The sequence below is a fragment of the Microbacterium sp. JAI119 genome (genome assembly GCF_013410135.1).
Lineage (GTDB): Bacteria > Actinomycetota > Actinomycetes > Actinomycetales > Microbacteriaceae > Microbacterium > Microbacterium oxydans.
On the sequence record NZ_JACCCK010000006.1, the window covers coordinates 87,636 to 110,720 of the forward strand.

A 23,085-nucleotide genomic window follows, 5' to 3' on the forward strand; every position below is an offset into this window, starting at 1 on the left:
CAAGTGAGGTTGAGGTCAAGAACGGATCTCGCGATGCCTCAGCGCACCGGAAGGAAGTGCGTCGGCGTCGGGACCTGCGCTTCGTGGCGGATACCGAGCGGCGCGCCCGTGCGCTCGTCGAGGTCGATCAGAGTGATGGTGTCGGAGCGCTGCCCCGCGACGAGCATCTTGCCCTCGTGGACGAGGTGGTGACGCGGCCAGTCGACGCCCGAATCGGCGAGCGCCACCGACTCCAAGGCCTCGCCTCCGCCGCGCACCCGCAACGCCGCGATCGTGTTGCTTCCACGCAGGGCCGTGTAGAGGAACTGCCCGTCGCGAGTGCGGGCGAGCTCGGCGGGGAAGTCTGTGCCCACTTCGGCGATCGGGCTCGTCAGCGCCACCGACACGACGCTCCAGGTGCCGTCGGCCGCGCGCGCGAGCGTGAACACCTCGCACGAGTACTCGGTGACCACGTGCAGGTGCCCGCTGGGGTGCAGCACCATGTGCCGCGGTCCGGTGCCGAGAGGCAGAACCACCTCGTGGTCGAGCACCAGCCCGCTGCCGCTCTGCCGCCAGAACCGCACGAGGTCGAACCCGAGGTCGGTCGTGGCGACGCGTCCGTCGGGGAGGAACACCGCGGCGTGCGCATGCGAGACACGGTCGCCGCCCATGCCGTACGGGTCCACCGCCGCGACGCCGTCTCCGGGAGGGGTGGGAGCGGGAGCATCGGGATCCGCGTCGTCCCCGAACAGGGCCTCGCGGAGTGCCGCCGCCGCATCCGCCTTCGCGGGGACGATGCGCCCCTCCGCGTCCAGCCCGAGTCTCACGACACGACCGTCGCCGTAGCAGCTGGCGATCAGCGCCGAGCCGTTCGGGGCGACCGCCACATGACACACGTACTGGCCGACCGGCGCGGGCGCACCCAGCGGGGCCAGCACACCCTCACCCGCACGGACGAACGCCTGCACCGCGGAGTCACCCTCCAGTGCCGCGTAGACGATGTCGAGGGTCGGATGCTGCGCCAGCCAGGACGGCGACGGAACCTCCACCGCAGTGCCACGGTAGGCGAGGGTGGATGCCTCGCGGCCCTCGTCCCCCGCGAGCAGGCCGATGCCCTCGGCCGAACCGTCCATCGCGGGGCCGTAGCCGCCGAGCCAGAAGCGCGTCATCGGGTGCGGATCAGTCGAGCAGGTCGTGACGGACGATGACCTGGTCGCGCTCCGGGCCGACACCGATCACCGAGATGCGCGTGTTGCTCATCTTCTCGAGCGCCAGCACGTAGTCCTGCGCCGTCTGCGGCAGGTCCTCGAAGGTCCGAGCGACCGAGATGTCCTCACTCCAGCCGGGGAAGTACTCCAGGATCGGCTTCGCGTGGTGGAAGTCGGTCTGGTTGACCGGCACCTCGTCGAATCGCTCGCCATCGACGTCGTAGGCGACGCACACGGGGATCTGCTCCAGGCCCGTGAGGATGTCGAGCTTCGTGAGCACGAGGTCGGTGATGCCGTTGATGCGCGTGGCGTAGCGCGTGATGGGGGCGTCGTACCAGCCCACCCGGCGCGGGCGGCCGGTCGTGGTGCCGAACTCGAAGCCCTGCTTGCGCAGCCACTCGCCCTGCTCGTCGAACAGCTCGGTCGGGAACGGACCCGAGCCCACGCGGGTCGTGTAGGCCTTGACGATGCCGACGATGCGGTCGAGCGCACCGGGACCGACGCCGGAGCCCGTCGCCGCTCCTCCGGCTGTCGCCGAAGACGAGGTCACGAACGGGTAGGTGCCGTGGTCGATGTCGAGCATCGTGGCCTGGCCACCCTCGAACACCACGACCTCATCGCGGTCGAGCGCCTCGGCGATCAGGTAGCCCGTGTCGGCGACCATCGGCCGCAGCCGCTCGGCGTAGGAGAGCAGGTCTTCCACGATCTCGTCGCACGTGACCGCACGGCGGTTGAAGACCTTCACCAGCAGGTGGTTCTTCTGGTCGAGAGCGCCCTCGACCTTCTGGCGCAGGATGTTCTCGTCGAACAGATCCTGCACCCGGATGCCGACACGGTTGATCTTGTCGGCGTACGCCGGGCCGATGCCGCGGCCGGTCGTGCCGATGTTGCGCTTGCCGAGGAACCGCTCCGTCACCTTGTCGAGCGTGCGGTGGTACTGCGTGATGATGTGCGCGTTGGCGCTGACCTTCAGCCGCGAGACGTCGATGCCACGGGCGGCGAGCGCCTCCAGCTCGGAGAACAGCACCTCGAGGTCGATGACCACGCCGTTGCCGATCACCGGAGTGACGCCGGGCGACAGGATGCCGGAGGGCAGCAGGTGCAGCGCGTACTTCTCGTCGCCGACGACGACGGTGTGTCCGGCGTTGTTGCCGCCGTTGAACTTCACCACCCAGTCGGTGCGCTCACCGAGCAGATCGGTGGCCTTGCCCTTTCCTTCGTCGCCCCACTGCACGCCGACGATAACGATTCCTGGCATGGGTAACCCCCTGGCTTTCGCCGGGTTTGCACCGGCCGATGAGCTGGCCCTCTTCGGGCCGTCCCATCCTATCGAAGGGTTCCTCGACGGCCCTCCGGCCGCTCGACCGCTCCGGTCGCGATATGACAGCCTCGGCGGCCGTTGAAGATGGAATATCGCGACCGGAGCGGTCGTCGTCCGAAATACGACGGGGGATGGCACTCGCGCGGCTCGCTCGATGTCGGACACCCCTGCCAGGATCGGAGGATGCCAGCAGCCGCATCCGGCGACCCCGAGATCACCTCCGACGGGATCCGTGCCGACGACGGAGCACCCGAGAAGCCCCGGATGCCCGCGAACCCCGGGACGCCGAAGAAGCCGGGTGCGCTCGTCCTCGCCGCCGCACTGGTCACAGTGGTGCTGTGGGCGTCGGCGTTCATCGGCATCCGCGGAGCGGGTCCGCACTACGACCCGGGCGCTCTGGCGCTGCTCCGCATGGCCGTCGGCACGGCCGTGCTGACGATCATCGCGATCCGACACGGCATCCGCATCCCCGCCCGACGCCACTGGCTGCTCATCGCGGTCTGGGGCATCGGCTGGTTCTGCGTCTACAACCTCGCGCTCAACAGCGCGGAACTGACCCTCGATGCGGGCACCGCTGCGATGGTCGTTAACCTCGCACCCCTCATGGTCGTGGTGTTCAGCGGACTGTTCCTGCGTGAGGGATTCCCGAAGCCGCTCGTGATCGGCGCACCCATCGCCTTCCTCGGGGTCGTGCTCATCGGCATGAACTCCACCTCCGGCGCCGGCCCCGACATCACGGGACTCCTGCTCGCCCTCCTCGCCGCTGTCATGTACGCAGGCTGCACGCTCGTGCAGAAGCGTCTGCTCACCTCGGGTGTCGACGCCACCACCCTCACGTGGCTCGGCGCGGGGGTCGGCACCGTCGCGCTGCTGCCCTGGATCGGCAACCTCATCGGCTCGCTCCAGACGGCACCGCTCGATGCGACGCTCTGGGTCGTCTACCTCGGCATCTTCCCCACGGCGATCGCTTTCACGACGTGGGCGTACGTTCTGCAGCGCAGCACTGCGGGGCAGACGTCGGCCACCACCTATGTCGTGCCGGCAATCGCGATCCTGATGTCGTGGGCGATCCTGGGGGAGGTGCCGACGCCGCTGATGTTCCTCGGCGGCGCGCTCTGTCTGCTGGGCGTGCTGATCACGCGTCTGCGGTGGCGGCGACGCGCCTGAGTCATCGCCCCCCACCGCCGCGGCCCGCGAGTGACGCTACAGTTTCGCTCGGAGGCGAAATGACGACCTGGTGGCCCTACGTACGACTGGCAGCATCGGTTCTGGCCGTGGCGGCGATCGTCGCCCAGCTGGTGCGCACTCTCGAGATCGCCCTCAGCTCGGAGACCGCGTGGGGCTCGCATCTGCCCACGGTCGTGGCGAACTTCTTCAGCTTCTTCACGATCCTCTCCAACGTGCTGGCGGCCGTGGTCCTCGCCATCGGCGGCATCTGGGCTCTCGCGAACCGGAAGACCACGTCGGCCGAACCGCGGTGGCTGGCGGTGCTCCTGGTGTGCGCCAGCACCTACATGATCGTCACCGGCGTCGTCTACAACACGCTGCTGCGCGGGATCGAGCTGCCCCAGGGCTCGACCGTCCTCTGGTCGAACGAGGTGCTGCACGTGGTCATCCCGGTCATCATGCTCGTCGACCTGCTCTTCGCGCCTCGCCGTCGGGCGCTCGGCTGGAGTGCGGTCGGGATCGCCGCGATCTTCCCGATCGTGTGGGTCGCCTACACGCTGATCCGGGCGAACCTCGTGATCGCGCCCGCGACAGGCGAACCATGGTGGTATCCGTATCCGTTCCTGAATCCCCACCTCAACGGCGGCTACGGGGGCGTGGCGCTCTGGGTGCTGCTGATCGCCGCGATCATCATCGCCACCGCCGCCTTCGTGGTCTGGGTCGGCCGGTTTCGGGGCACGCGCGACACCGCGTGACGATGCCCCTCCCCTCCACAGACGGAGGGAAGGGGCATAGACCGAGAGGCTCAGACTGCGGCGAGCGCCTCGCGGTCATCATCACGCGGCTGACCCGCGATGATCCGTGTCGTCTCGGTGGCGTCCGGATCGACGTCGAGATAGCGCTCGAGCGAATCGTCGAGCTCTTCGAGCCACGGCGTGTGGTGCACGACGGCGATCGTGCCCGTCATGACCGACTCGTAAGTGCGGTCGCGATAGCCCACGATGTCTTCCTTCTTGTCGTGCTTCCACGCGAGGAAGATCTCCACGACCCGGTCGATGTCGAACTCCGGGTAGTCGGTGAGCTGGAGGAGATCACGGATGTAGTCGGCCTGGAAGCGGATCTCCGCCGCGGCCGAGTCGATGCGGTCGAAACGGGCGCGCCACTCGGCGATGGAGGCCGCGCGCTCCTGCTCGTCGGGCAGTTCGAGACGGCCGAGGATGAGGTCGCGCACGTACCAGGCCTGCACGTCGAACATGTTGAACGTGAACCACTGGTCCTGCGCGCCCAGGTAGGTCAGACGCGGATTCCCCTGCCACACGACACCCCGGTACAGCCCTTCGGGGTAGACGTTGTTGGGCGACGACAGGGCCAGGTCATCGGGCAGGAACGGGTACTTGTGCAGATATCCCGTACACAGGATGACCGCGTCGACATGCTTCGAGGTCCCGTCGGCGAAGAATGCCGTGCTGCCCTCGAAGCGCTCGACGACCGGACGCTCCTCGATGCCTTCGGGCCAGTCATAGCCCATCGGTGCCGAACGGAAGCTCGCCGTGACCGAACGGGCACCCATCTTGAACGCCTGGCTGCCGATGTCCTCCGCCGAGTAGCTCGACCCGATCACGAGCACATCGCGATCTGCGAAGGCCTCTGCGCCTCGGAAGTCGTGGGCGTGGCTGATGTAGCCGGGGAAGGTCTCGATCCCGGGGAAGTCCGGCACGTTCGGGAAGGAGAAGTGCCCGGTGGCGACGATGACGCGATCGAACTCCTCGACGTGCGACCGGCCGCTCGGCAGATCCTCACTGGTGAGGGTGAAGACCTCGCGCTCCTCGTCGAACTCGATCCAGCGCACCACGGTCTGGAAGCGGATCAGCTCCCGCACATCGCTCTTCTCCAGGCGTCCGGCGATGTAGTCCCACAGCACGGGGCGCGGCGGGTACGAGGAGATGGGACGGCCGAAGTGCTCGTCGAAGCTGTAGTCGGCGAACTCCAACGCCTCCTTCGGGCCGTTCGACCACAGGTTCCGGTACATGCTCGAATGCACGGGTTCCCCGAACTCATCGAGTCCTGTGCGCCAGGTGTAGTTCCACTGTCCGCCCCAGTCGGCCTGCTTCTCGAAGCAGACCAGCTCAGGGATCTCCGCCCCCGCGCGGGCTGCGGATTCGAAGGCCCGCAGCTGTGCCATGCCCGAGGGGCCGGCGCCGATGATCGCTACTCGTTCTCTATTCGTCACGTATCGTCCTCACACTTGCGTCATATATCGATGAGCGGCCGCATCCGAGCGAGGAACAGGTCTGTCCCGGTGGGAGCGGAAAGCTCGACCGACCCGGAAAGCGGCTGCTCTTCGACGTTAGCAGGGCCGGTGATCGGCCCCGGAAGCGACTTCGATCACCGGTCCGACTAGTCCTCTCCCGTCGAGGCAAGAGGACCTCCTGTCGATCTGGACCATCTGGATCTCGCATATCGAACGCTTCAGATCGGCGGGTTGCTCCGTGTGGATGAAGTGCTAGATTCGGTCGCGTGAATCCGATTGAGGCGTCTTTATACACACGCGGCCCGCTACGCGCAGTGATCGACCTCAACGAAACATGCAATCTGAAGTGCGACTATTGCCACGTCAACGCGGGGTTCATTCCGAAAGACGGCGTCGGCCCGACGCTGCCTCAGGCGCACTTCCGCTCCATTCTTGATGAGCTCAGCGAGATGGGCACTTTCGAAGTCACGCTCACCGGCGGCGAAGTGACGACGATGAAGGATTTCCACGAATACCTCGACATCGTGGCCGATTATCCGCGCCTGACGTTTCAGATCATCACCAACGGCACGCTCCTGATGCCGAAGATGTTGAACCACATCGTCGGCTCAGGGGTCAGGCGCATCTCGCTCTCCCTCGACGGCGCAGAGGCGGCGAACGACAAGCACCGGGGCCAAGGATCATGGACCCGCGCCGTCCGAGGAATGCGGGCGGCGATCGAGTCCGGCATCACGGTGAACATCATCTCCGTCCTGACGAAAGACAACTTCCGTGAGTGGCGGAGCTTCGTGACGGACATGAAAGCGCTCGGCGCGTCGTCGATCGATCTCAGCCCGATGTGCCAGCTGGGGAGAGCACAGTCGTTGGACAGTGCCGCCCTCGACCTTCAGGATCTGCAGTGGTTGGAATCGGGTTTCCGCGCCTATCAGGATGATCTCCCCGAGAAGTCGACCAGCGTCAGGCTCAACCTGGGTTCGACGCGAGTCGGGCAGTGGGACGGCGAGCCCGCCCCGATCCACATCGTCCAGGACATGTATCCCGGAACTCAGATCGTCTTCCGTCTGAGCGGTACGACGACGTCGAACCGCATCATCGGCAAGAGTCAGGTGCTCGGGAACCATTACACATCCTCGGTGCGCGAGATGTGGAGTTCCTCCCACTCGGACAGACTTGCCTCCTTCCTGAACGCTCAGCAGGACGCCTCGCAGAATCTCACCAGCTACTACGGCATCAGCGTGCTCGCCCCGGAACGCGTCATCGACGCCGAGCTGCAGGCACTCTCCACCCCCGCCGACGGCTCTGCCGAGATCAATTGGAATGCGGATGAGTACCTCATCAGCGCCGGTATCGAGAGGAATGTGAACAACCGATGATCGAAGACTCCCTTGCACAGGAAGCCGGCGTGCCGTGGGCCGCACCGAGGCTCCGGTTCGACGATGTCAAGGGAGACCTGCAGAGCGTGGTCGAGGGTGACCAGTGGACCAGGGGGATGTACACCCGCATCCTCGAAGACCGCCTAGGGGATGCCGTCGGACGGTACTGCGTGCTGACCTCCTCCGGCACCTCTGCGCTGATGGCCAGCCTGTTCCACGCGGCCGATCGCGGAGGCAGGAGAGTGGCGGTGCCCGACTTCGGCTATCACGCTGCTGCGCGGGCGGCGGCCCTGTCCGGCTCGACGCTCCATCTTCTGGATTCCTCGGCCGATACGCCGACGATCGACGCCGCAGCCGCCCTGAGCCTGAACGCCCCCATCACCGTGGGCATGCACTACATGGACATCCTGTTCAGCTCGTCGCTCGGAGATCTGCGAACGAAGAAGCGTCTGCTGATCGAGGATTCGGCAGCAAGTCTGCTCGTCCAGGACCGCGATCGTCGTGCAGGGACTCTCGGAGACATGTCTGTCATCAGCCTGCACGCGAGCAAACCGATCGCGGCCGGCGAGGGCGGGGCGATCTTCGTCGACGACCGCCAGGAAGCGGATGCCCTACGGCGGATCGTGCAGAGAAACGGTCTCATCGAGTCCACCACGTACAAGGTGGGAAGCTCCCAGTCGCTCAACGCCAACATCAGCGAGCTCAACGCCGTTCTGGGTGCCGCTTCGCTCGCACGGGCGCAACGCCATCTTCCCGACTTGGTGTCCTTGCGAAAGGACTTCATCTCCGCACTCGGTGCGGTGCTCGACGAGTCGTTCCCTGCGACGACCGTCCTCCGGTCGACCGATGCCGACTTCGGTCCGGTGTCGCTTCTCATGGAGAACGAGAGCCAGCGGGATCACGTGCTGCGCACCCTGCGCTCTCGGGGCATCCAGGCACGCGCGATGTGGTTGTACGCGGCCCATGATGACCCCGCGATACGCGCTGCGGTCGAGGGACCGATCGCGACGTTCCCCCGGGCGGACGACTGGCGACGCCGCCTCCTCAACCTCCCCTTCCACTGGGGGTTCACCTCTCAGCACTCGCGAACGATTCTGGAGGCGTTCGAGAGCATGTCGACGGAGACCCCCTAGCCGCATGTTGCGGATGCATCTGCTCCGGCTCCTCTTCCGGAGCAGTCACGTTCGCTTCCGATCGCCTACGGGAACCGCCAGATTCGCACCATTGAAGGCGGCGCAGCTGCGCGAATCCGCCTACGTGATCGCGTTCACCGCCGACGGGTCGCATGTGCTGCTCGCACCACGAGACGACGGTGCAGGGCTGGAGATCCCCGGAGGCGGACGGGACGCAAGGGAGTCGATCCGGGATGCGGCCCTGCGTGAGACTTTCGAGGAAACGGGCGTCACGATCGCGGGCGAGCTGAGAAAGCTGCTCGTGCATCTCGATTGGTTCTTCGACGAGTCCGATGGACGAATGTACGTCTCGAAGCAGCATTTCTTTATCGCATCGCTGCCGCCAAGAACACCTGTCAGCGACCAGTCCCTGCTCACCGAGACAAGCTCTGCCGGAGATCACCTGAATCCCAATGATGCAGACGTGATCGCGCTTGCATTTCAGAAGAGACTGTAATCGGGTGACCTTTCGCAAGAGCATCCTCTACTTTCGACCCCATTGCGATCGACATCCGCTGTGGTAGCGTCGCAGGCGTTGACCAGCTGTTGCTATAAGAGTTTGAAAGGTACGCATCATGAAGACGATCTCGAAAACCCTCGGAACCACCGCTGTCGCTGCCGGCGCGCTCGCACTCTCGGCTGTTCCGATCACGGTGCAGGCCGTGGTCAATTCCTCTGATGTCCCCAGCGCGGCCAACCGGGCAGGGCAGACGTCCGGCACGTCCTCCGTCGGTCCGACGGTGACGAACGGCCAGCACGTCACCACGCTCGCCGACCGGAAGATCATTCCGTAAGCAATCGTCAAGCTCGTCCCTCCGGTGGTAACCGCCCCCAGCTCCACGGCACTGACGCAGGCACTGTCGGCCGCGAACGAAGCCGTCACCGAGTACTCGATTCGCGAAGGTGTGAATCCTGCATTCGCGCTCCTCGTCGGCAGCGTCCCTACGGGTCTCGCCAACAGCAAGAGCGACATCGACGTCTTCCTCGTCACCCTCGACAACCCCGGCGGAGCCGCTGGGGGTGAATTGTATGCGAATCAATTCACCATCGGGGACAAGCGCGTCGATATCGAGACCTGGACGATCGGAGAGTTTGGCCGAACCGTTGCGCGTATTGTCGATGCTCTCCGCGTCGGGCAATCGCGAGTGCACGCGCTGGGGGAGATGAGATCACCCGATTTCGACTTCCTCAGTCGCGTGGTCTCCGCTGTCCCTGTGATCGGCGAAGGCTTCTACTCGTCGTGGGTGAGCGCGAACCTCCCCCGAGAGGGAGAGTACGAGCAGGTGCTGTCTGCACGATTCGCTCTCGAGGCCGCCGCAACGCTGGAGGATGCCGAAGGTTTCGCGGAGGCCGGGAACCGGGACGGTCTTGGATTCTCCGCCTCTCGGGCCACCAACTTCGCCGTGAAGTCGTGGGTGGCAGCGACCGGCGATGTGTACTTCGTCGACAAGTACGCCTTCACCCAGGCAGTTCGGCAGGGTATGCCCTCGGAGCAGTTGGCGCGCGCGCGAAGATTCGGTCAGTACGAGTGGATTCGTGAATCGGATCCGCGGTTCATGGAACTCCAGACGTTCCTGCAGGATTTCCTCATCGCCAGCCAGATCCTGTCCAACCGATTCCCGGTCGACCGATCGACCACGACTCCGAGCTTCCGCTCGAATCACATGCCGATTCAGATCGCGGACGGAGTTCTCCTGAATGAGGAGGGGAAGAACCATGTGCTGCTCTCCGTCGTCGCCGCGAAGGTCTGGCAGGCGCTGATCACCGGCGACGAAGCGTCCCTTCCTCCTGCGGACGTCGATCTCATCAGACCGCAGCTTGAGGCTGCCGGAGTGATCGAGCGCATCTAGACGGCGCTCGGGAAATCGTTCATCTGAACGCCGAACAACAAGAGGGATAAAAGCGTGAGCGGATACATCGTCGAACTCGAAGGCACGGACGGCACAGGGAAATCGACCGTCGCCGGCTCGCTGGCCTCGGAGCTCGGCGGGACGGTCTTCTCGCGCGTCACGGCAAACGCGGACACGTCGCTCGACCGCCTGACCCGAAGCGTCGGCACCTTCTTCGGTGAATCGCTGGACGATGTACCGGCGTTGGAGGTGCTCGCCCTTGCCGCCATCACTCAAGACGCGGCCATCCTCGAGAGTCAGGTCCTCCCCCACGTGCGCGCAGGTGGGGTCGCGGTTCTGGACTCGTGGTGGTTGAAGACGTCGTGCCGTTTCGTGATCGAAGCGGAGAATCTCGGCTATGAGCAGAGCCGCATCCACCGGATCGCCGGCTGGATCGACGATCTGGCCTACTGGCGCACGTGGCCGGATCTCACCGTCTACACCGCCGTCCTCGAACTCGACGACTCGACTGTGCGCGCACGTTACGAGCAACTCCCGGAGGAGCGGCGTGACATCGTCATCGGCAGGGACGGACGCAATTCCGTCGACCCCGATGAGTTCGTCGACTTCGTCTCACGCATACGACACCTCATCAGGAAGAAGTCGGAGGGGATCGATACATCGCGCACGTTCATGAACACCTCGGACGATCACGGTATCGCTTGCTCGAACGCGATCGCCGAGTGGATCCGCCTCGCGCAGAACGCAGACGGTTCCGGTGCGAGTGGTCATTGACTCCCGCAGCACCCTCGTCATCGATTTCGACGGGGTCATCGTCGATTCCGAGCCGATTCGGCGACGAGAGACGGAACGCTCGCATCGAGAGGGCGCGCCGAGGCAACAGACCTACGCACGCATCCAGGCCCTCATCATGCAGACGCCCCCGCGACCGGAAGCCCTCTCCTTGATCGCGCGTTTCCCCACGAAGGACATCGTGATCGCCACGAACAACCTCTCTGCCAACGTCCGCGAGTATCTGGATGCGTGGCTGCCCTCGCTCTCTGCCGCGTCCATCTTCAGTCGCCTCGACCTCGGCTTGGCCAAGGAGACCGAGGACTTCTGGCGACGGCTGGGAGCGATCCTGAATCGCCCCTCCGACACACTCCGCGTTTACGACGACAGCGCGGACGTCTGCGCGATCGCTGCCAAGGTCGGCATGCAGGTTCACCGCGTCGAGACCGGGGTGGCCGGATGAACGACGGCGCAGCTCCTCGCGTGCTCGTGGCCGGCGGGGCCGGTTTCCTCGGGAGCCATAGCGCGAAACGTCTGCGCCGAGATTTCCCCGAGTCCGTGATCACTGTGCTCGATCGCGAGGAAGGTCAGAACACCGACATCCGCGTCGACCTGACCGACGACCGAGCAACCATCGATGCCCTGAGAGACAGCGCGGACTACGACTGGGTGCTCAACTTCGCCGCTCTCTCTTTCGTTCCGTCGAGTTTCACCGAGCCTCGTCGGTACCTGACGAACAATGTCCTCGCCACCCAGAACCTCCTGGACGCTCTGAGCACGGGCGGATTCCGCGGGAAGCTCCTGCATTTCTCGTCGTGCGAGGTGTACGGAGACGCCACGAGACCATCGACGAAGGCACCGCTGGTGCCGAAGAGCCCCTACGCCGCGAGCAAGGCGGCTCAGGAGCTGGTGCTTCGTGCCCACCACATCGCCTCCGGGGGCGCCTACGCGGCGACCATCATGCGGCTCTACAACATCTATGGGCCCGGGCAACAGCACAATCGGCTGTTGCCGTCCGTCGTCCACGCGGCCGCGACCGGCGAGTCGCTCGCGCTGTCCGGGGACGGCGAGCAGACGAGAACGTTCCTGCATGTCGACGACCTCATGGATCTGCTCGTCTCCGTGGTCACGGCTGACGCGACGCGCACCGCTGAGGAGCTGCGGATCTACAACGTCGCTGGACCCGACGTGTTGAGCGTCAATGATGTCGTCACCCTCGCCCGGCGAGATGCCGCCATCCCCACCGTGACGGCGCCCAGCACTCCGGCAGCGTTGCGAGTGTCGGTGGGGGACCCGATGAACGTCATGGACGATTTCCGGTGGAGCCCGTCGAGGACGGTCGCGGATTTCATACGGAAGTCGATCTCAATTGTTGTCTAATCCGAAGAAGTGGGGATAGATCGTGCGTCTGGGAATCTATGGTCTCGGTCAGGTCGTGTTGGAGAGGCACCTCGATGAGCTACGCGCTATCCCGGAGATCTCCGTCACCCACATCGCGACGCGGGACAGCGCGCGCTTCTATCGTGCGATGGAGACCTACCGTGGAGACATGACCCGCGTGGGGTCCCTCTCCGCGCTCGCAGGCCACCCCGACATCGATGCCGTGCTGATCGCGACCCCCGCGTCGGATCTCCTGTCATCGGCGGAAGTGGCGCTCCGAGCCGGCAAGCTGGTCTACCTGGAGAAGCCTCTGGGCGCGTCCTACGCCGATGCCCTGCGCATCACCGCATTGGAGGGCGCCCGGGATCGAATGGTGGTCGGCGACAACTTCTATTTCCAGGAGAGGTTCGTCGCGGCCATCGGCCACACGCACGCCGCATGGCTCCCGGAAAGCACCTCGGCCGATATCGTCGATTATCTGAGAAGGGGAGATCGGGTCCGCTTCCGGTCCGACATGGATCTCTTCAAGGAGCATATCGTCCACCCCCTGGCGGCGCTGCACAGGCTGGGCCAGCCGGTGCTCGACGCACATGTGCGATCTGCCCGGGTCATTCGTGACATCGAGATCGGACAGATCGTCGACATGCACCTCGTGTCCGGCGAATGGAACGGCACGATTCGAAGTGTCATCACCGACGCCTGGTCGCGAGACAGATACGTCTTCCGCGGCGAACGCGGCGAGGTCGTCATCGAGCATGTCCATGACTTCGAAACGGCAGCTCAGCTGGGCAGGAGCGTCTACAACGACTTCCTCGATGTCGACGGCGACTCGGTGCCATTGCGCTCTCCCGCCCCCAGTGGCATGTTCGAAGCCTGGAACGTGCTTCTCGGGCTCTCGGCCGGAGACCGCAAAGCCACCGCCGAGGCTCACCGCGTGCTCGAGGCGAGCCTCAACGCCGTTCGCATACGGGATGAGGCGCTTGCCCTGCTTCACGAAAGCAGCTGAGTTGCCTTCGGTCAGCATCCTCGGCTCGAGTGGAGCGGGCAAGTCGGTCATCCTCGATCGCTGCGCCGAGCTGGGCCCTCTCGCCTCCGGGCACGGCGAGTATTCGGTGGTCGGCATCGCGTGCCACGAGTGGGAAACCTGGGAGAGCTTCCTCACCGATCCCGGGCGTTACGCCTTCGCAAACCAAATGGAAGCACTGCGCAAGACCGTCGACACTCTCGTCTGCGTCGAACGACTCAGCGGCCCGTTCGATTACGTCGTGACCGATGCCTCGCCGATGCGCGTGAAGATGTACACGGAGATCATGTTCGACGTCGATCTTCTGTCACCGGAGGAGTTCGGCCGATGGCAGTCCGAATACCGTCACCAGCTCACGAGAATTCCTCGTTCCGCGGCGTTTCTGTATCTGGTTCTGGACACGGGAGAACGGGCCCTCCGAGATGGTGCGGGAGGACACGATGGACGCTGGTCCAACGGCGATCAGCTGAAGGCACTCCTCGACGCACGCTTCGACGATCTGCTCGCTGAGCGGCGAGCGACCGGCGAGCTCGGCGCCACGGTGGTCGCGTCGGCGACGCCGGCCGAGATGCTCGCGGACTTCCGGAAGCGACTTCTCGAGGATGCGCGGACCCGACACGATGGTCGAGCACGGGAGTAGACGAGATCATCCGCTGGATGTACGACGCCGGCACTCAGGGCCGATGCCCTGTGCTGCGGCCCCGTCCTAGCGTGGAAGACATGTCAACCACCGTCTCCCCTTCAGCCCTGTCCGCCCCTGCGACCTCGACCGCGAAAGGGACGGTCAGTCTCGTTCTCGGGATCTGCTCTCTCTTCGCCGGCTGGACCTTCTTCGCGCCGGTCATCGGACTCATCTTCGGCATCCTCTCGCTGCGTCACGAGCCGCAGGCACGCACCAGGGCCGGCTGGGGAGTCGCCCTCAACGCGATCGCCATGAGCCTCTGGGTCATCACGCTCGTCGTCGTCCTCGCATTCGGAGGGGTCGCGGCCGTCGCGACGATGTTCGGCCAGTGAGGACGTGTGCCGCATGCATGACCCTTCGACGGATGCAGGGGGTCTGCACGACGAAACCTCCTGCATCCGCGATCGGTTCATGCAGGTGAGCGGAGCGTGATCGTCAGACCGCGCACAGCCGGCCGCTCCGTCGTTGCGATTACGCTGGTCCGCGGGGGACGGCCGCGACGCGGGTCCCCGAACGAGGGAGCCTACCGATGACCGAGTCCTCCACGCCGGACCTGCAGACGATCTCCGCACCGCCGCCTCCGCCCGGCCCCGCGCAGACGCACCCGCCGACACCTCCCGCCGCACCCACCAACGCCGCGCCCACGGACGCCGAGATGGCCAGGGCCTCCGAGGTGCTGCGAGTCATCTCGACCTCGTACTCCGCGAAGATGGTCGGCCAGGACCGTCTGCGCACCAGCCTGCTCGTCGCCCTCATCGCCGGCGGCCACATTCTGCTCGAGAGCGTGCCGGGACTCGCCAAGACCACCGCGGCGAGCACCCTCGCCGACACCGTGGAGGCGCAGTTCAAGCGCATCCAGTGCACCCCCGACCTGCTGCCGAGCGACATCACGGGCAACCAGATCTACGATGCGGCGACCGGCTCGTTCCGCACGGTGCTCGGCCCCGTGCATGCGAACTTCGTGCTGCTCGACGAGATCAACCGCTCCAGCGCCAAGACGCAGAGCGCCATGCTCGAGGCGATGCAGGAGCATCAGACCACGATCGGCGGAGAGATCCACCACCTGCCCAAGCCGTTCCTGGTGATCGCGACGCAGAACCCGATCGAGCAGGAGGGCACGTATGAGCTGCCCGAGGCGCAGATGGACCGCTTCCTGCTCAAGGAGATCGTCGAGTACCCGAGCCCCACCGAGGAGCTCGAGGTGCTCAGCCGCATCGACTCCGGCGTGCTCGACCCCGACCGGCACGTGACCAGCGCCGTCAGCCTCGACGACGTGCACCTGCTGCAGGATGTCGCGAGCCGCATCTACGTGGACCCCGCGATCCGCAACTACATCGTCTCGATCGCCTACGTCACCCGCAATCCCGCGCCGTACATCGGCGAGGAGCGCGCCCGCTTCATCAAGTACGGCGCGAGTCCGCGCGCGAGCATCGCCTTCCTGCAGGCCTCCCGTGCGCTGGCCCTCCTCAAAGGACGCGCGCACGTGCTGCCCGAAGACATCCGCGAACTGCGGCACCTGATCCTCCGGCACCGCGTGCTGCTGACGTTCGAGGCCGACGCCGAGGGCATCCGCAGCGAGGAGATCATCGACCAGATCTTCGCCTCGGTCCCGACCCCCTGACCCGGCACCTCGGGACTCATCGCCACATGCCCAGCCTGATCACGCAGGTGAAGAGCAAGCTCTTCATCCATTCGACGCGCAAGTCGCTGCACGCGCTCGACGGCGCCTACGCGTCGTTGCTGCGCGGACGGAGCCTCGACTTCGAAGACCTGCGCAAATACGAGTACGGCGATCAGGTGCGCGACATCGACTGGCGTGCGACCGCCCGACTGGGGACGCCCCTCGTGAAGCGCTCGCGCGCCACCCGCATGCACACCGTGCTGTTCGTCGTCGACACCGGGCGCTCGATGTCGGCCCTCGCGGCGGACGAGCAGTCGAAGAAGCAGCTCGCGATCCTCGCGACGGGTGTGCTCGGCGTGCTGACGCTGCGTCACGGCGACGACTTCACCACTGTCTACGGCGACTCCGCGAAGGTGCGCCGCCTCGCACCGGGACGCAGCGAGGGCGCTCTCGAACACGCGCTGCGCACGATCGACAGGGCCGTGGACGAGAGCAGCGCCCCGAGCGACCGCGATGCCCTGCTCTCCTTCGTCACAGGCACGATCGCCCGCCGCATGATCGTGGTGGTGATCACCGACGAGGCTCCCCTCACGAGCGAGACCGAACGGATGCTGCGCCGACTTCGAGTGCAGCACGACGTGCTGTGGCTCACGCTGCGCGATGCCGAGCCCGTGCTCGATCACGCCACGGGGCGCATCCGCAGGGACGTCGACAGCCGATGGCAGGTGCCGGGTTTCGTGCAGGGCGACCGCGAGATCGTGCAGGAGCTGACCGCCCAGCGCGACGCCGAAGCCGCGTACCTCGACGACCTGCTCACCCGCATGGAGATCAGCCACTCCACGCTGGACGGGCAGGACCATGCCGTCGCCCAGCTGCTGACGTTGCTGAACCGGAGGTCGAATGCCCGGCTCTGACGACCTCTACCCGCCGGCCCAGTACGGCTGGGGGTGGCTCCTGCTCGCGATCGGCATCCTCGCGCTGCTGGTGCTCGGTGCGTGGCTGTTGATCGCGCTCACGCGACCCCGTCGCACCCTCGCCACCGCGGACCCGAATGCCGGGCAGGCTCCGCTCATCATCGACGTGCTGTCGCAGCTGCGCACCGAGTACCTGGCCCGGATCCAGCAGATCGAGACGGACTACCGGGAACGGCGCCTGTCGGCGCGGCAGGCGAACGTCGAGTTGAGCAGGGTCGTGCGCGCCTTCGTGAACGAGTACAGCGGCCTGGAGGCGCCGGTGCTCGCACTCGACGACCTGGTGGCGCGCGGCGTCCACCCGGCTCTCATCGACGCGCTGGGCAGGCACTACTATCCGAGCATCTTCCGACCCGGCCCGGTGATCGACCCCGTGGCCGGCGCCGAAGCGGCGAGGACGGTGGTGCGCACATGGCACTAGCGAACATCTGGATGCTGGTGGGCGCGGTCGCCGTCGTGCTGGTGGCGCTCGCGATCGGGCTCGTCCTCGGACTCCGACGGGAGGGGCGTGCCGGGGCCGGAGACACCGCCCGCGTCGCCCGCGCCGAACGCCTGCGCACACTGCCCTCGTTCCGCCGTGCCCTGACGCGAAGGGCACTCGCGTTGTCCGGCGTCCTCGCGCTCGGCGCGGCAGCCGCGATCGTGTCGGGGGTGGTTGCCGCGCGGCCGATGTCGGCGCAGACCGTGCAGCCCGTCAACACGAGCCGCGACATCATGCTGTGCCTCGACGTCTCCGGCTCCATGACCGAGGTCGACGTCGAGGTGCTGAACGTCTTCGACGAGCTGTTGGACAGCTTCGAGGGGGAGCGCATCGGCCTGACGATCTTCAACAGCTCGCCCGTGCAGATCTTCCCCCTCACCGACGACTACGACTTCGTCCGCGAGCACCTGGCCAGCATGACCGAGAGCTTCGACTTCGTCGACCAGGTTCCGGAGCACTGGATCGGCACGCTCAACGGCAACGGCGCCTCCCTGATCGGCGACGGCCTCGCGGCGTGCGCGATGGGCTTCGACCACCCGGACGATGAGCGTTCGCGCTCGGTGATCTTCGCCACCGACAACGAGGTCAACGGCGCCTCGATCGTGACGCTGGAGGAAGCCGCCGCCTACGCCGCGTCGAAGGACGTGCGCGTCTTCGCACTGAACCCCGTCCAGGGCAAGGACGCCGATGTGAGCGCCGAGCTCAGCGCGGCAGCAGAGGCGACGGGGGGCGCCGCGTTCGGGCTGCGCGACACGACCACCGTCTCCGACATCGTGGACCAGGTGCAGGAGCAGGAGGCGACCGAGCTGCGCGGAGAGGCGCAGGTGGTCTGGACCGACACCCCGAACCTGTGGATCGTGGTGCTCTGCCTCAGCGTGCTCGGGTTCGTCGTGGTGCTGTGGAGGGTGCGACTGTGATCTTCCAACCCGTGCTCAACCCACTGCTGATCGCGCTGCTGTGCGCACCGGTCCTCGCCGTCGCCGTCTGGGTGCTTGTCCGTGCGCCGAAATCGGGCGGCGTGCCGATCACGGACGGGCGCGCACTCGCCGGGCATCGTGCGCTGTGGGCCATGCGGCTGCTACTGGTGCTCGCCTGCGTCGCGCTCCTGCTTCGTCCCGGCATTCCCGGCGGAGCCACGCAGACCCTCGCGACCGACACCGACATCGTGTTGGTGGTCGACACCACGGCGAGCATCGTGGCCGAGGACTGGGGCGACGGGGAACCGCGGCTCGACGGCATCCGCGAGGACGTGCGCGCGCTCGTTGAGGAGTACCCGGGGGCACGCTTCGCGCTCATCACCTCGGATGCCGCCGCCCAGCTGCGGGTTCCCCTGACCACGGACACCACCGCGCTCTTGGGTTCGCTGCAGGTGCTGCGCCCCGAGGTCACCAGCCAGTCACGCGGAAGCTCGATCGGCATCGCCGCTCCGCTGCTTTCCGAGACGCTCGCGTCGGCGGCCGAGTCGTCTCCCGACCGCTCGCGCATGGTGTTCTACTTCGGCGACGGAGAGCAGACGGTCGACACGCCGCCGGAGTCGTTCAGCGCAAGCGAGAAGTACACCGATTCGGGAGCCGTGTTCGGCTACGGCACAGCCGAGGGCGGGCCGATGCGCATCACCACGGGCGGCGTCTCGGATCAGGGAGGCGACTACATCCAGTACCAGGGCGCCGATGCGCTCTCGGTGATCGACGAGTCGACCCTCGAGACGATCGCCGACGACCTCGGTGTGGAGTACTCGCATCGGACGGCGGACACCGCGCCCGTGCTTCCCGCTGCCCCGTCCACCACCACCGACTACGCCGATTCGGGCGAGGTCGGCAACGTCATCGAGCTGTACTGGATCGCCGCGCTCGTCGCCCTGGCCATCCTGGGCGTGGAGCTCGGTCGGGCGACCCTGCTGATCGCGCGACTGCGGCATCTCCGTGCTCCTCGGTCCGACGCAGCAGCGCGATAGCGAGCAGCCCTTCCATCTGGAAGCTGACACTCAGCAACCTCCGGATATCGGATGCTATTGTTTTACACGTCGCGGACTATCTCGGACGCGACGGGGGTTCGCAGATGCGATCCGACCGCGGAGTCACATGAGCTTGGGGAAGCTCCCGCGGTCGTTTCACGCTGCGATGTCATGTCGACTCTCACGTCGGCATCAGATCACTGGGGAAGCAAAACATGGGGAACAAGCGTGTTCTGAAGCGCGCCCGAAAGACCGTCATCGCGACGGTCGTCGGAGCCTTGGTCGTCAGCGGGCTCGTGTCGTTCGGTGGTGGAGCCGCCGTGGCTGCCGACGCACCACCGACGTTGCCACCGCTGCTGCAGCGTGATGACAACGTCGTCACGTCGGATCCGATTCCGACGGTGCAGATCGACAACGGGTACGTCTGGGCGCAGACGACCATCGGCTCGACCGTGTACGCCGTCGGCAAGTTCGACAACGCCCGCGAGCCGAAGGCGAAGCCCGGCACCGCGCTCACAGCACGGTCGAACGTGCTCGCGTACGACATCAACACCGGCGCGCTCCTTCCGTTCGCCCCCACGGTCAACGGGGTGATCAAGGCCGTCGCCGCCTCCCCCGACGGCAGCCGCATCTACATCGGCGGCTCGTTCAACAAGGTCAACGGCAAAGACCGGTGGAACATCGCAGCCATCGACGCGAAGACCGGCGAGCTCGTGCCCGGCTTCATCCCCTCCATCGGCGGATCAGGCGTCTACGCGCTGGCGACTTCGGGCACGAGCGTCTACGCCGGCGGTCTGTTCTCGCAGGCCAACGGCACCGCGCGGAAGAACCTCAGCGCGTTCAACACCGCCAACGGAGCACTCCTCCCCTGGGCACCTCAGACCGATCAGCAGGTCGACGCCCTCGTGATGGACCCGGCCGGGATCGACACGATCATCGGCGGACGCTTCTCGCAGATCAACGGCGACACGGGGCTGCGCGGCATCGGTGCCGTCGACAAGGTCACCGGCGCAGTCGACACCGCATGGGAGCTTCCCGACACGGTCAAGAACGGTGTGGGCACGGGCCCTTCCGCGGGAAAGTCCGGAATCTTCGGCCTCGCGACCGATGCCACCGGGGTCTACGGCACAGGCTGGGCGTACGCGAACGCCGATGTCGCCAACCTCGAAGGGACGTTCGCTGCTGAAGCCGGGACGGGCAAGGTCCGCTGGATCGCGGACTGCCTCGGTGACCACTACGGCGTCTACTCCACCGGCAAGGTCATCTACACCACCAGCCACACTCACGCCTGCGGCACCATGGGCCTGCACCCGGAGCAGTCCCCGCGCACACACCGCTACTCCGAGGCCTTCACCGCCGATGCGCGCGGGACGCTCGGAACTCAGCCGGCGACGCCCCAGTACAAGGACTGGGCCGGAACGCCCGCGCCCTCTCCCTACGTGTGGACGCCCGACTGGGCTGTCGGTACCACGACCGGACTCGGCCAGGCCGGGTTGTCGATCACCGGCACGGGCAACATGATCTCCATCGGCGGCGAGTTCCGCTCCGTCAACAACGGACAGTTCGAAGGGCTCGTCCGCTTCTCGACCACGCCTCCCGAGGGCCCGAAGGACGGACCCCGCCTCTCCGGCGAGAAGTGGGTGCCGACCGCGACTTCGCTCGTCCCCGGCCGCGTGAAGGTCACGATTCCCGCCAACTGGGACCGTGACGACCTCACGCTCACATACGAGCTGCGCCGCGCCGGCTCGACCACGCCGTTGTTCACCACGAAGATGGACTCCACCTGGTGGAACCTGCCAGCGGTGACCTTCGAAGACACGACAGCGCCGGCAGGTTCACAGCAGCAATACACGTTCACGGCCACGGACAGCAACGGCCACACGGTTTCGAGCAAGACGACGACTGCCACGGTGGCCGAGTCCACTCCGGCGTACTCCAACGCCGTGCTCGCTGACGGCCCCGAGTTGTACTACCCATTGGGAACCGTCGCACAGGATGTGGCGGGAACGAACAGTCCGATCCTCCGCTCAGGAGCAACTCCTCAGTCGTCAGGTGTGCCGAAGGGCGTAGCCGGTGCGACAGCCCTCGACGGCACAGTGACCGGGCGAGTCGACACGACCACGAAGGTCGCGGCGCCCTCGTCGTTCTCGGCCGAGCTGTGGTTCCAGACCTCGACGACCAGCGGCGGGTTGTTGTTCGACTTCCAGAGCTCGGCCACCGTGCTCTCGAAGAACTTCGACCGAACCGTCTACATGTCAGACGACGGCCGCCTGAACTTCGGGGTCTACAACGACGGCACGAAGGTTCTCACGACCGCGACGGCATACAACGACAACCGCTGGCATCATGTCGTCGCGTCGGTGAGCCCCGACGGAATGAAGCTCTTCATCGACGGGAAGCTCGACGGACACCTCCCCGGAGTGACCAAGGCGCAGGACTACAACGGCTTCTGGAAGATCGGCAACGGCAACCTGACCGGCTGGGCGAACGCACCGAAGACGACTCCCCTCCTCGGCAACGTCGATGAGTTCGCGGTCTACCCGTATGGCCTGACCGCGGGACAGATCAAGACCCACTACAGCGTCGGAAACGGCTCCACAGCCCCCGTCGCCGCCTATACGGCAACGGCGACCGGGCTCGACGCGGCCTTCGACGCGAGCTCCTCAGTACCCCCTGGCTCTACGACGATCGCGGAGTACCGATGGGACTTCGGTGACGGTTCGACCGCGGCCGGCAAGACTGCGGCGCACACTTATGCGGCGCCCGGAACCTATGAGGTCAAGCTGACGGTCACCGACAGTCAGGGACTCGTGGGATCCATCAAGAAGCCGGTTGTCATCCAAGGAGCCAACGTGGCGCCCACCGCATCGTTCGCACTCTCCGCGTCGGCGCTGACCATCACAGCCGACGCCTCGGCATCGTCCGACTCCGACGGCACGATCAAGAGCTACAGCTGGAACTGGGGCGACGGCACGACCGGCGAGGGCGCGGCGGCGAACCACACCTACGCGACGGCAGGCACGCGCACCGTCACCCTCACCGTGACCGACGACCTGGGCGGCGTGGCAACCACCACCCGGGAAGCCATCGTGACGGCTCCCGCAGCGCTCGCGAGCGATGAGTTCGAGCAGCCTTCCACTCGCGGCTGGGGTTATGCCATCGTGGGCGGCGCCTGGAAGATCGCAGGTGGAACGACGACGACGACCACAGTCGCCGACGGTTTCGGGAAGCTGAATCTGGCCGCAGGCGACACCCGGCACGCGACGCTGAACACGCCGTCGATTCCGAGCCCGGCTCTGGAGACGACCTTCCGCCTCGACCAGGCTCCCGCCGCGGGTGGTGCCTACATCGGCGTCATCGCACGGGACTCGACCGCCGGGAAGTACCTCGTTCGCGCGTGGCTCCGCCCCGACGGAACGATCTGGCTCGTCGCGCACCGCGACGGCACCGTGCTCGCCACCCAGGCCGTGTCCGGGCTCGCCTTCGCGGCGAACACCTCGTACACGCTCAAGGTCACGGTGACGGGCACAGCACAGGCGTCGATCAAGGCGAAGATCTGGGCGACCGGAACGACAGAGCCGACCGACTGGCAGCTCAAAGCGACGGACAACACGCCTCTGCAGCCGGGGGGTGGGGTGGGCCTGAGCGGCAACCGCTCCGGTAGCTCGACTGCCGCGGCAATCGTGTCCTTCGATTCCTTCCGCGTCACCGCGGCCGAGTAGCGCTCGGGGACGGGCATCGTCCCTCCTCATGATTCAGCCGGCCTCGGCACCCGAGGTCGGCTGAATCGCATCCTGAGGATCCCCGGATAGGATGTTCAGCGCTTCGTCCTGCCGCTTCGGGGACCAGAATCCTCGCGCTGAGCAGTCGTCGATCGGTA

The 23,085-nt window shown here is 66.2% G+C and carries 22 protein-coding genes; 19 read left to right on the forward strand and 3 right to left on the reverse strand.

What is annotated here, in order from left to right; all coding sequences use genetic code 11:
- Positions 1-38: 38 nt before the first annotated feature.
- Both HDC31_RS18710 and HDC31_RS18715 read right to left on the reverse strand, forming a co-directional pair.
- Complete coding sequence (locus HDC31_RS18710; protein WP_113680354.1) at positions 39-1,148, reverse strand: beta-propeller fold lactonase family protein; 1,110 nt, start codon at positions 1,146-1,148, stop codon at positions 39-41.
- 10 nt (positions 1,149-1,158) lie between these two features.
- Positions 1,159-2,445 carry an adenylosuccinate synthase gene (locus HDC31_RS18715; RefSeq protein ID WP_058630871.1) on the reverse strand — a complete coding sequence of 429 codons (1,287 nt, stop codon included), beginning with the start codon at positions 2,443-2,445 and terminating at the stop codon, positions 1,159-1,161.
- 246 nt (positions 2,446-2,691) lie between these two features.
- Here HDC31_RS18715 and HDC31_RS18720 point away from each other — a divergent pair, with 246 nt between their 5' ends.
- Positions 2,692-3,675 (forward strand): DMT family transporter, encoded by a 984-nt coding sequence (locus tag HDC31_RS18720; RefSeq protein WP_257022337.1) that lies wholly within the window; start codon positions 2,692-2,694, stop codon positions 3,673-3,675.
- Between the two features lie 59 nt (positions 3,676-3,734).
- Positions 3,735-4,430 (forward strand): Pr6Pr family membrane protein, encoded by a 696-nt coding sequence (locus tag HDC31_RS18725; RefSeq protein ID WP_113680353.1) that lies wholly within the window; start codon positions 3,735-3,737, stop codon positions 4,428-4,430.
- Between the two features lie 50 nt (positions 4,431-4,480).
- Here the strand turns inward: HDC31_RS18725 and HDC31_RS18730 are convergent, their stop codons facing one another.
- A complete protein-coding gene (locus HDC31_RS18730) occupies positions 4,481-5,905 on the reverse strand; it encodes an NAD(P)-binding domain-containing protein (protein WP_258546242.1) in 1,425 nt (474 codons plus the stop codon).
- Between the two features lie 335 nt (positions 5,906-6,240).
- Here HDC31_RS18730 and HDC31_RS18735 point away from each other — a divergent pair, with 335 nt between their 5' ends.
- From HDC31_RS18735 to HDC31_RS18815, 17 genes are all read left to right on the forward strand, one after another.
- On the forward strand, positions 6,241-7,299 hold the full coding sequence (locus HDC31_RS18735) for a radical SAM protein (RefSeq protein WP_058630874.1): 1,059 nt from the start codon (positions 6,241-6,243) through the stop codon (positions 7,297-7,299).
- Positions 7,296-8,432: a DegT/DnrJ/EryC1/StrS family aminotransferase gene (locus HDC31_RS18740; RefSeq protein ID WP_058630875.1), complete on the forward strand. Its 1,137-nt coding sequence runs from the start codon at positions 7,296-7,298 to the stop codon at positions 8,430-8,432. Before HDC31_RS18735 ends, HDC31_RS18740 begins: the two co-directional genes overlap by 4 nt.
- A gap of 91 nt (positions 8,433-8,523) precedes the next feature.
- A complete protein-coding gene (locus HDC31_RS18745; protein ID WP_058630876.1) occupies positions 8,524-8,928 on the forward strand; it encodes an NUDIX hydrolase in 405 nt (134 codons plus the stop codon).
- A gap of 118 nt (positions 8,929-9,046) precedes the next feature.
- Positions 9,047-9,265, forward strand: coding sequence for a hypothetical protein (locus HDC31_RS18750; RefSeq protein WP_058630877.1), 219 nt, complete (start codon positions 9,047-9,049; stop codon positions 9,263-9,265).
- 24 nt (positions 9,266-9,289) lie between these two features.
- Entirely contained in the window at positions 9,290-10,321 is a 1,032-nt protein-coding gene (locus HDC31_RS18755) for a hypothetical protein (protein ID WP_058630878.1), read from the forward strand.
- Positions 10,322-10,375: 54 nt separating this feature from the next.
- Positions 10,376-11,095: a hypothetical protein gene (locus tag HDC31_RS18760; RefSeq protein WP_058630879.1), complete on the forward strand. Its 720-nt coding sequence runs from the start codon at positions 10,376-10,378 to the stop codon at positions 11,093-11,095.
- On the forward strand, positions 11,079-11,555 hold the full coding sequence (locus HDC31_RS18765; RefSeq protein ID WP_058630880.1) for a hypothetical protein: 477 nt from the start codon (positions 11,079-11,081) through the stop codon (positions 11,553-11,555). Before HDC31_RS18760 ends, HDC31_RS18765 begins: the two co-directional genes overlap by 17 nt.
- Positions 11,552-12,472 (forward strand): NAD(P)-dependent oxidoreductase, encoded by a 921-nt coding sequence (locus HDC31_RS18770; protein ID WP_113680351.1) that lies wholly within the window; start codon positions 11,552-11,554, stop codon positions 12,470-12,472. Before HDC31_RS18765 ends, HDC31_RS18770 begins: the two co-directional genes overlap by 4 nt.
- 22 nt (positions 12,473-12,494) lie before the next feature.
- Positions 12,495-13,478, forward strand: a complete 984-nt coding sequence (locus HDC31_RS18775; protein ID WP_058630882.1) for a Gfo/Idh/MocA family protein — start codon at positions 12,495-12,497, stop codon at positions 13,476-13,478.
- A 1-nt stretch (position 13,479) separates the two neighbouring features.
- Positions 13,480-14,136 (forward strand): deoxynucleoside kinase, encoded by a 657-nt coding sequence (locus HDC31_RS18780; protein ID WP_061018800.1) that lies wholly within the window; start codon positions 13,480-13,482, stop codon positions 14,134-14,136.
- Between the two features lie 80 nt (positions 14,137-14,216).
- Positions 14,217-14,510: a hypothetical protein gene (locus HDC31_RS18785; RefSeq protein WP_046748057.1), complete on the forward strand. Its 294-nt coding sequence runs from the start codon at positions 14,217-14,219 to the stop codon at positions 14,508-14,510.
- 197 nt (positions 14,511-14,707) lie between these two features.
- The gene (locus tag HDC31_RS18790) at positions 14,708-15,799 is read left to right on the forward strand and encodes an AAA family ATPase (protein WP_374939226.1); all 1,092 of its coding nucleotides are present in this window, start codon (positions 14,708-14,710) and stop codon (positions 15,797-15,799) included.
- A 26-nt stretch (positions 15,800-15,825) separates the two neighbouring features.
- Positions 15,826-16,713, forward strand: coding sequence for a DUF58 domain-containing protein (locus HDC31_RS18795; protein WP_113680350.1), 888 nt, complete (start codon positions 15,826-15,828; stop codon positions 16,711-16,713).
- Positions 16,700-17,191, forward strand: coding sequence for a hypothetical protein (locus HDC31_RS18800; protein WP_058630886.1), 492 nt, complete (start codon positions 16,700-16,702; stop codon positions 17,189-17,191). The genes HDC31_RS18795 and HDC31_RS18800 overlap by 14 nt, the downstream gene beginning before the upstream one ends.
- Positions 17,182-18,168 carry a VWA domain-containing protein gene (locus HDC31_RS18805; protein ID WP_257022341.1) on the forward strand — a complete coding sequence of 329 codons (987 nt, stop codon included), beginning with the start codon at positions 17,182-17,184 and terminating at the stop codon, positions 18,166-18,168. Before HDC31_RS18800 ends, HDC31_RS18805 begins: the two co-directional genes overlap by 10 nt.
- Positions 18,165-19,205 carry a VWA domain-containing protein gene (locus HDC31_RS18810; RefSeq protein WP_113680348.1) on the forward strand — a complete coding sequence of 347 codons (1,041 nt, stop codon included), beginning with the start codon at positions 18,165-18,167 and terminating at the stop codon, positions 19,203-19,205. Before HDC31_RS18805 ends, HDC31_RS18810 begins: the two co-directional genes overlap by 4 nt.
- A 215-nt stretch (positions 19,206-19,420) precedes the next feature.
- Positions 19,421-22,927 (forward strand): PKD domain-containing protein, encoded by a 3,507-nt coding sequence (locus HDC31_RS18815; protein ID WP_113680347.1) that lies wholly within the window; start codon positions 19,421-19,423, stop codon positions 22,925-22,927.
- Positions 22,928-23,085 lie beyond the last annotated feature (158 nt).

Excerpts from the sequence above, each read along its gene's own strand:
- HDC31_RS18795 (WP_113680350.1), top strand. The coding sequence starts at position 15,826 with ATGCCCAGCCTGATCACGCAGGTGAAGAGCAAGCTCTTCATCCATTCG.
- HDC31_RS18805 (WP_257022341.1), top strand. The coding sequence starts at position 17,182 with ATGGCACTAGCGAACATCTGGATGCTGGTGGGCGCGGTCGCCGTCGTG.
- HDC31_RS18725 (WP_113680353.1), top strand. The coding sequence starts at position 3,735 with ATGACGACCTGGTGGCCCTACGTACGACTGGCAGCATCGGTTCTGGCC.
- HDC31_RS18815 (WP_113680347.1), top strand. The coding sequence starts at position 19,421 with ATGGGGAACAAGCGTGTTCTGAAGCGCGCCCGAAAGACCGTCATCGCG.
- HDC31_RS18710 (WP_113680354.1), bottom strand. The coding sequence starts at position 1,148 with ATGACGCGCTTCTGGCTCGGCGGCTACGGCCCCGCGATGGACGGTTCG.
- HDC31_RS18720 (WP_257022337.1), top strand. The coding sequence starts at position 2,692 with ATGCCAGCAGCCGCATCCGGCGACCCCGAGATCACCTCCGACGGGATC.
- HDC31_RS18740 (WP_058630875.1), top strand. The coding sequence starts at position 7,296 with ATGATCGAAGACTCCCTTGCACAGGAAGCCGGCGTGCCGTGGGCCGCA.
- HDC31_RS18770 (WP_113680351.1), top strand. The coding sequence starts at position 11,552 with ATGAACGACGGCGCAGCTCCTCGCGTGCTCGTGGCCGGCGGGGCCGGT.
- HDC31_RS18715 (WP_058630871.1), bottom strand. The coding sequence starts at position 2,445 with ATGCCAGGAATCGTTATCGTCGGCGTGCAGTGGGGCGACGAAGGAAAG.
- HDC31_RS18790 (WP_374939226.1), top strand. The coding sequence starts at position 14,708 with ATGACCGAGTCCTCCACGCCGGACCTGCAGACGATCTCCGCACCGCCG.
- HDC31_RS18800 (WP_058630886.1), top strand. The coding sequence starts at position 16,700 with ATGCCCGGCTCTGACGACCTCTACCCGCCGGCCCAGTACGGCTGGGGG.
- HDC31_RS18750 (WP_058630877.1), top strand. The coding sequence starts at position 9,047 with ATGAAGACGATCTCGAAAACCCTCGGAACCACCGCTGTCGCTGCCGGC.
- HDC31_RS18785 (WP_046748057.1), top strand. The coding sequence starts at position 14,217 with ATGTCAACCACCGTCTCCCCTTCAGCCCTGTCCGCCCCTGCGACCTCG.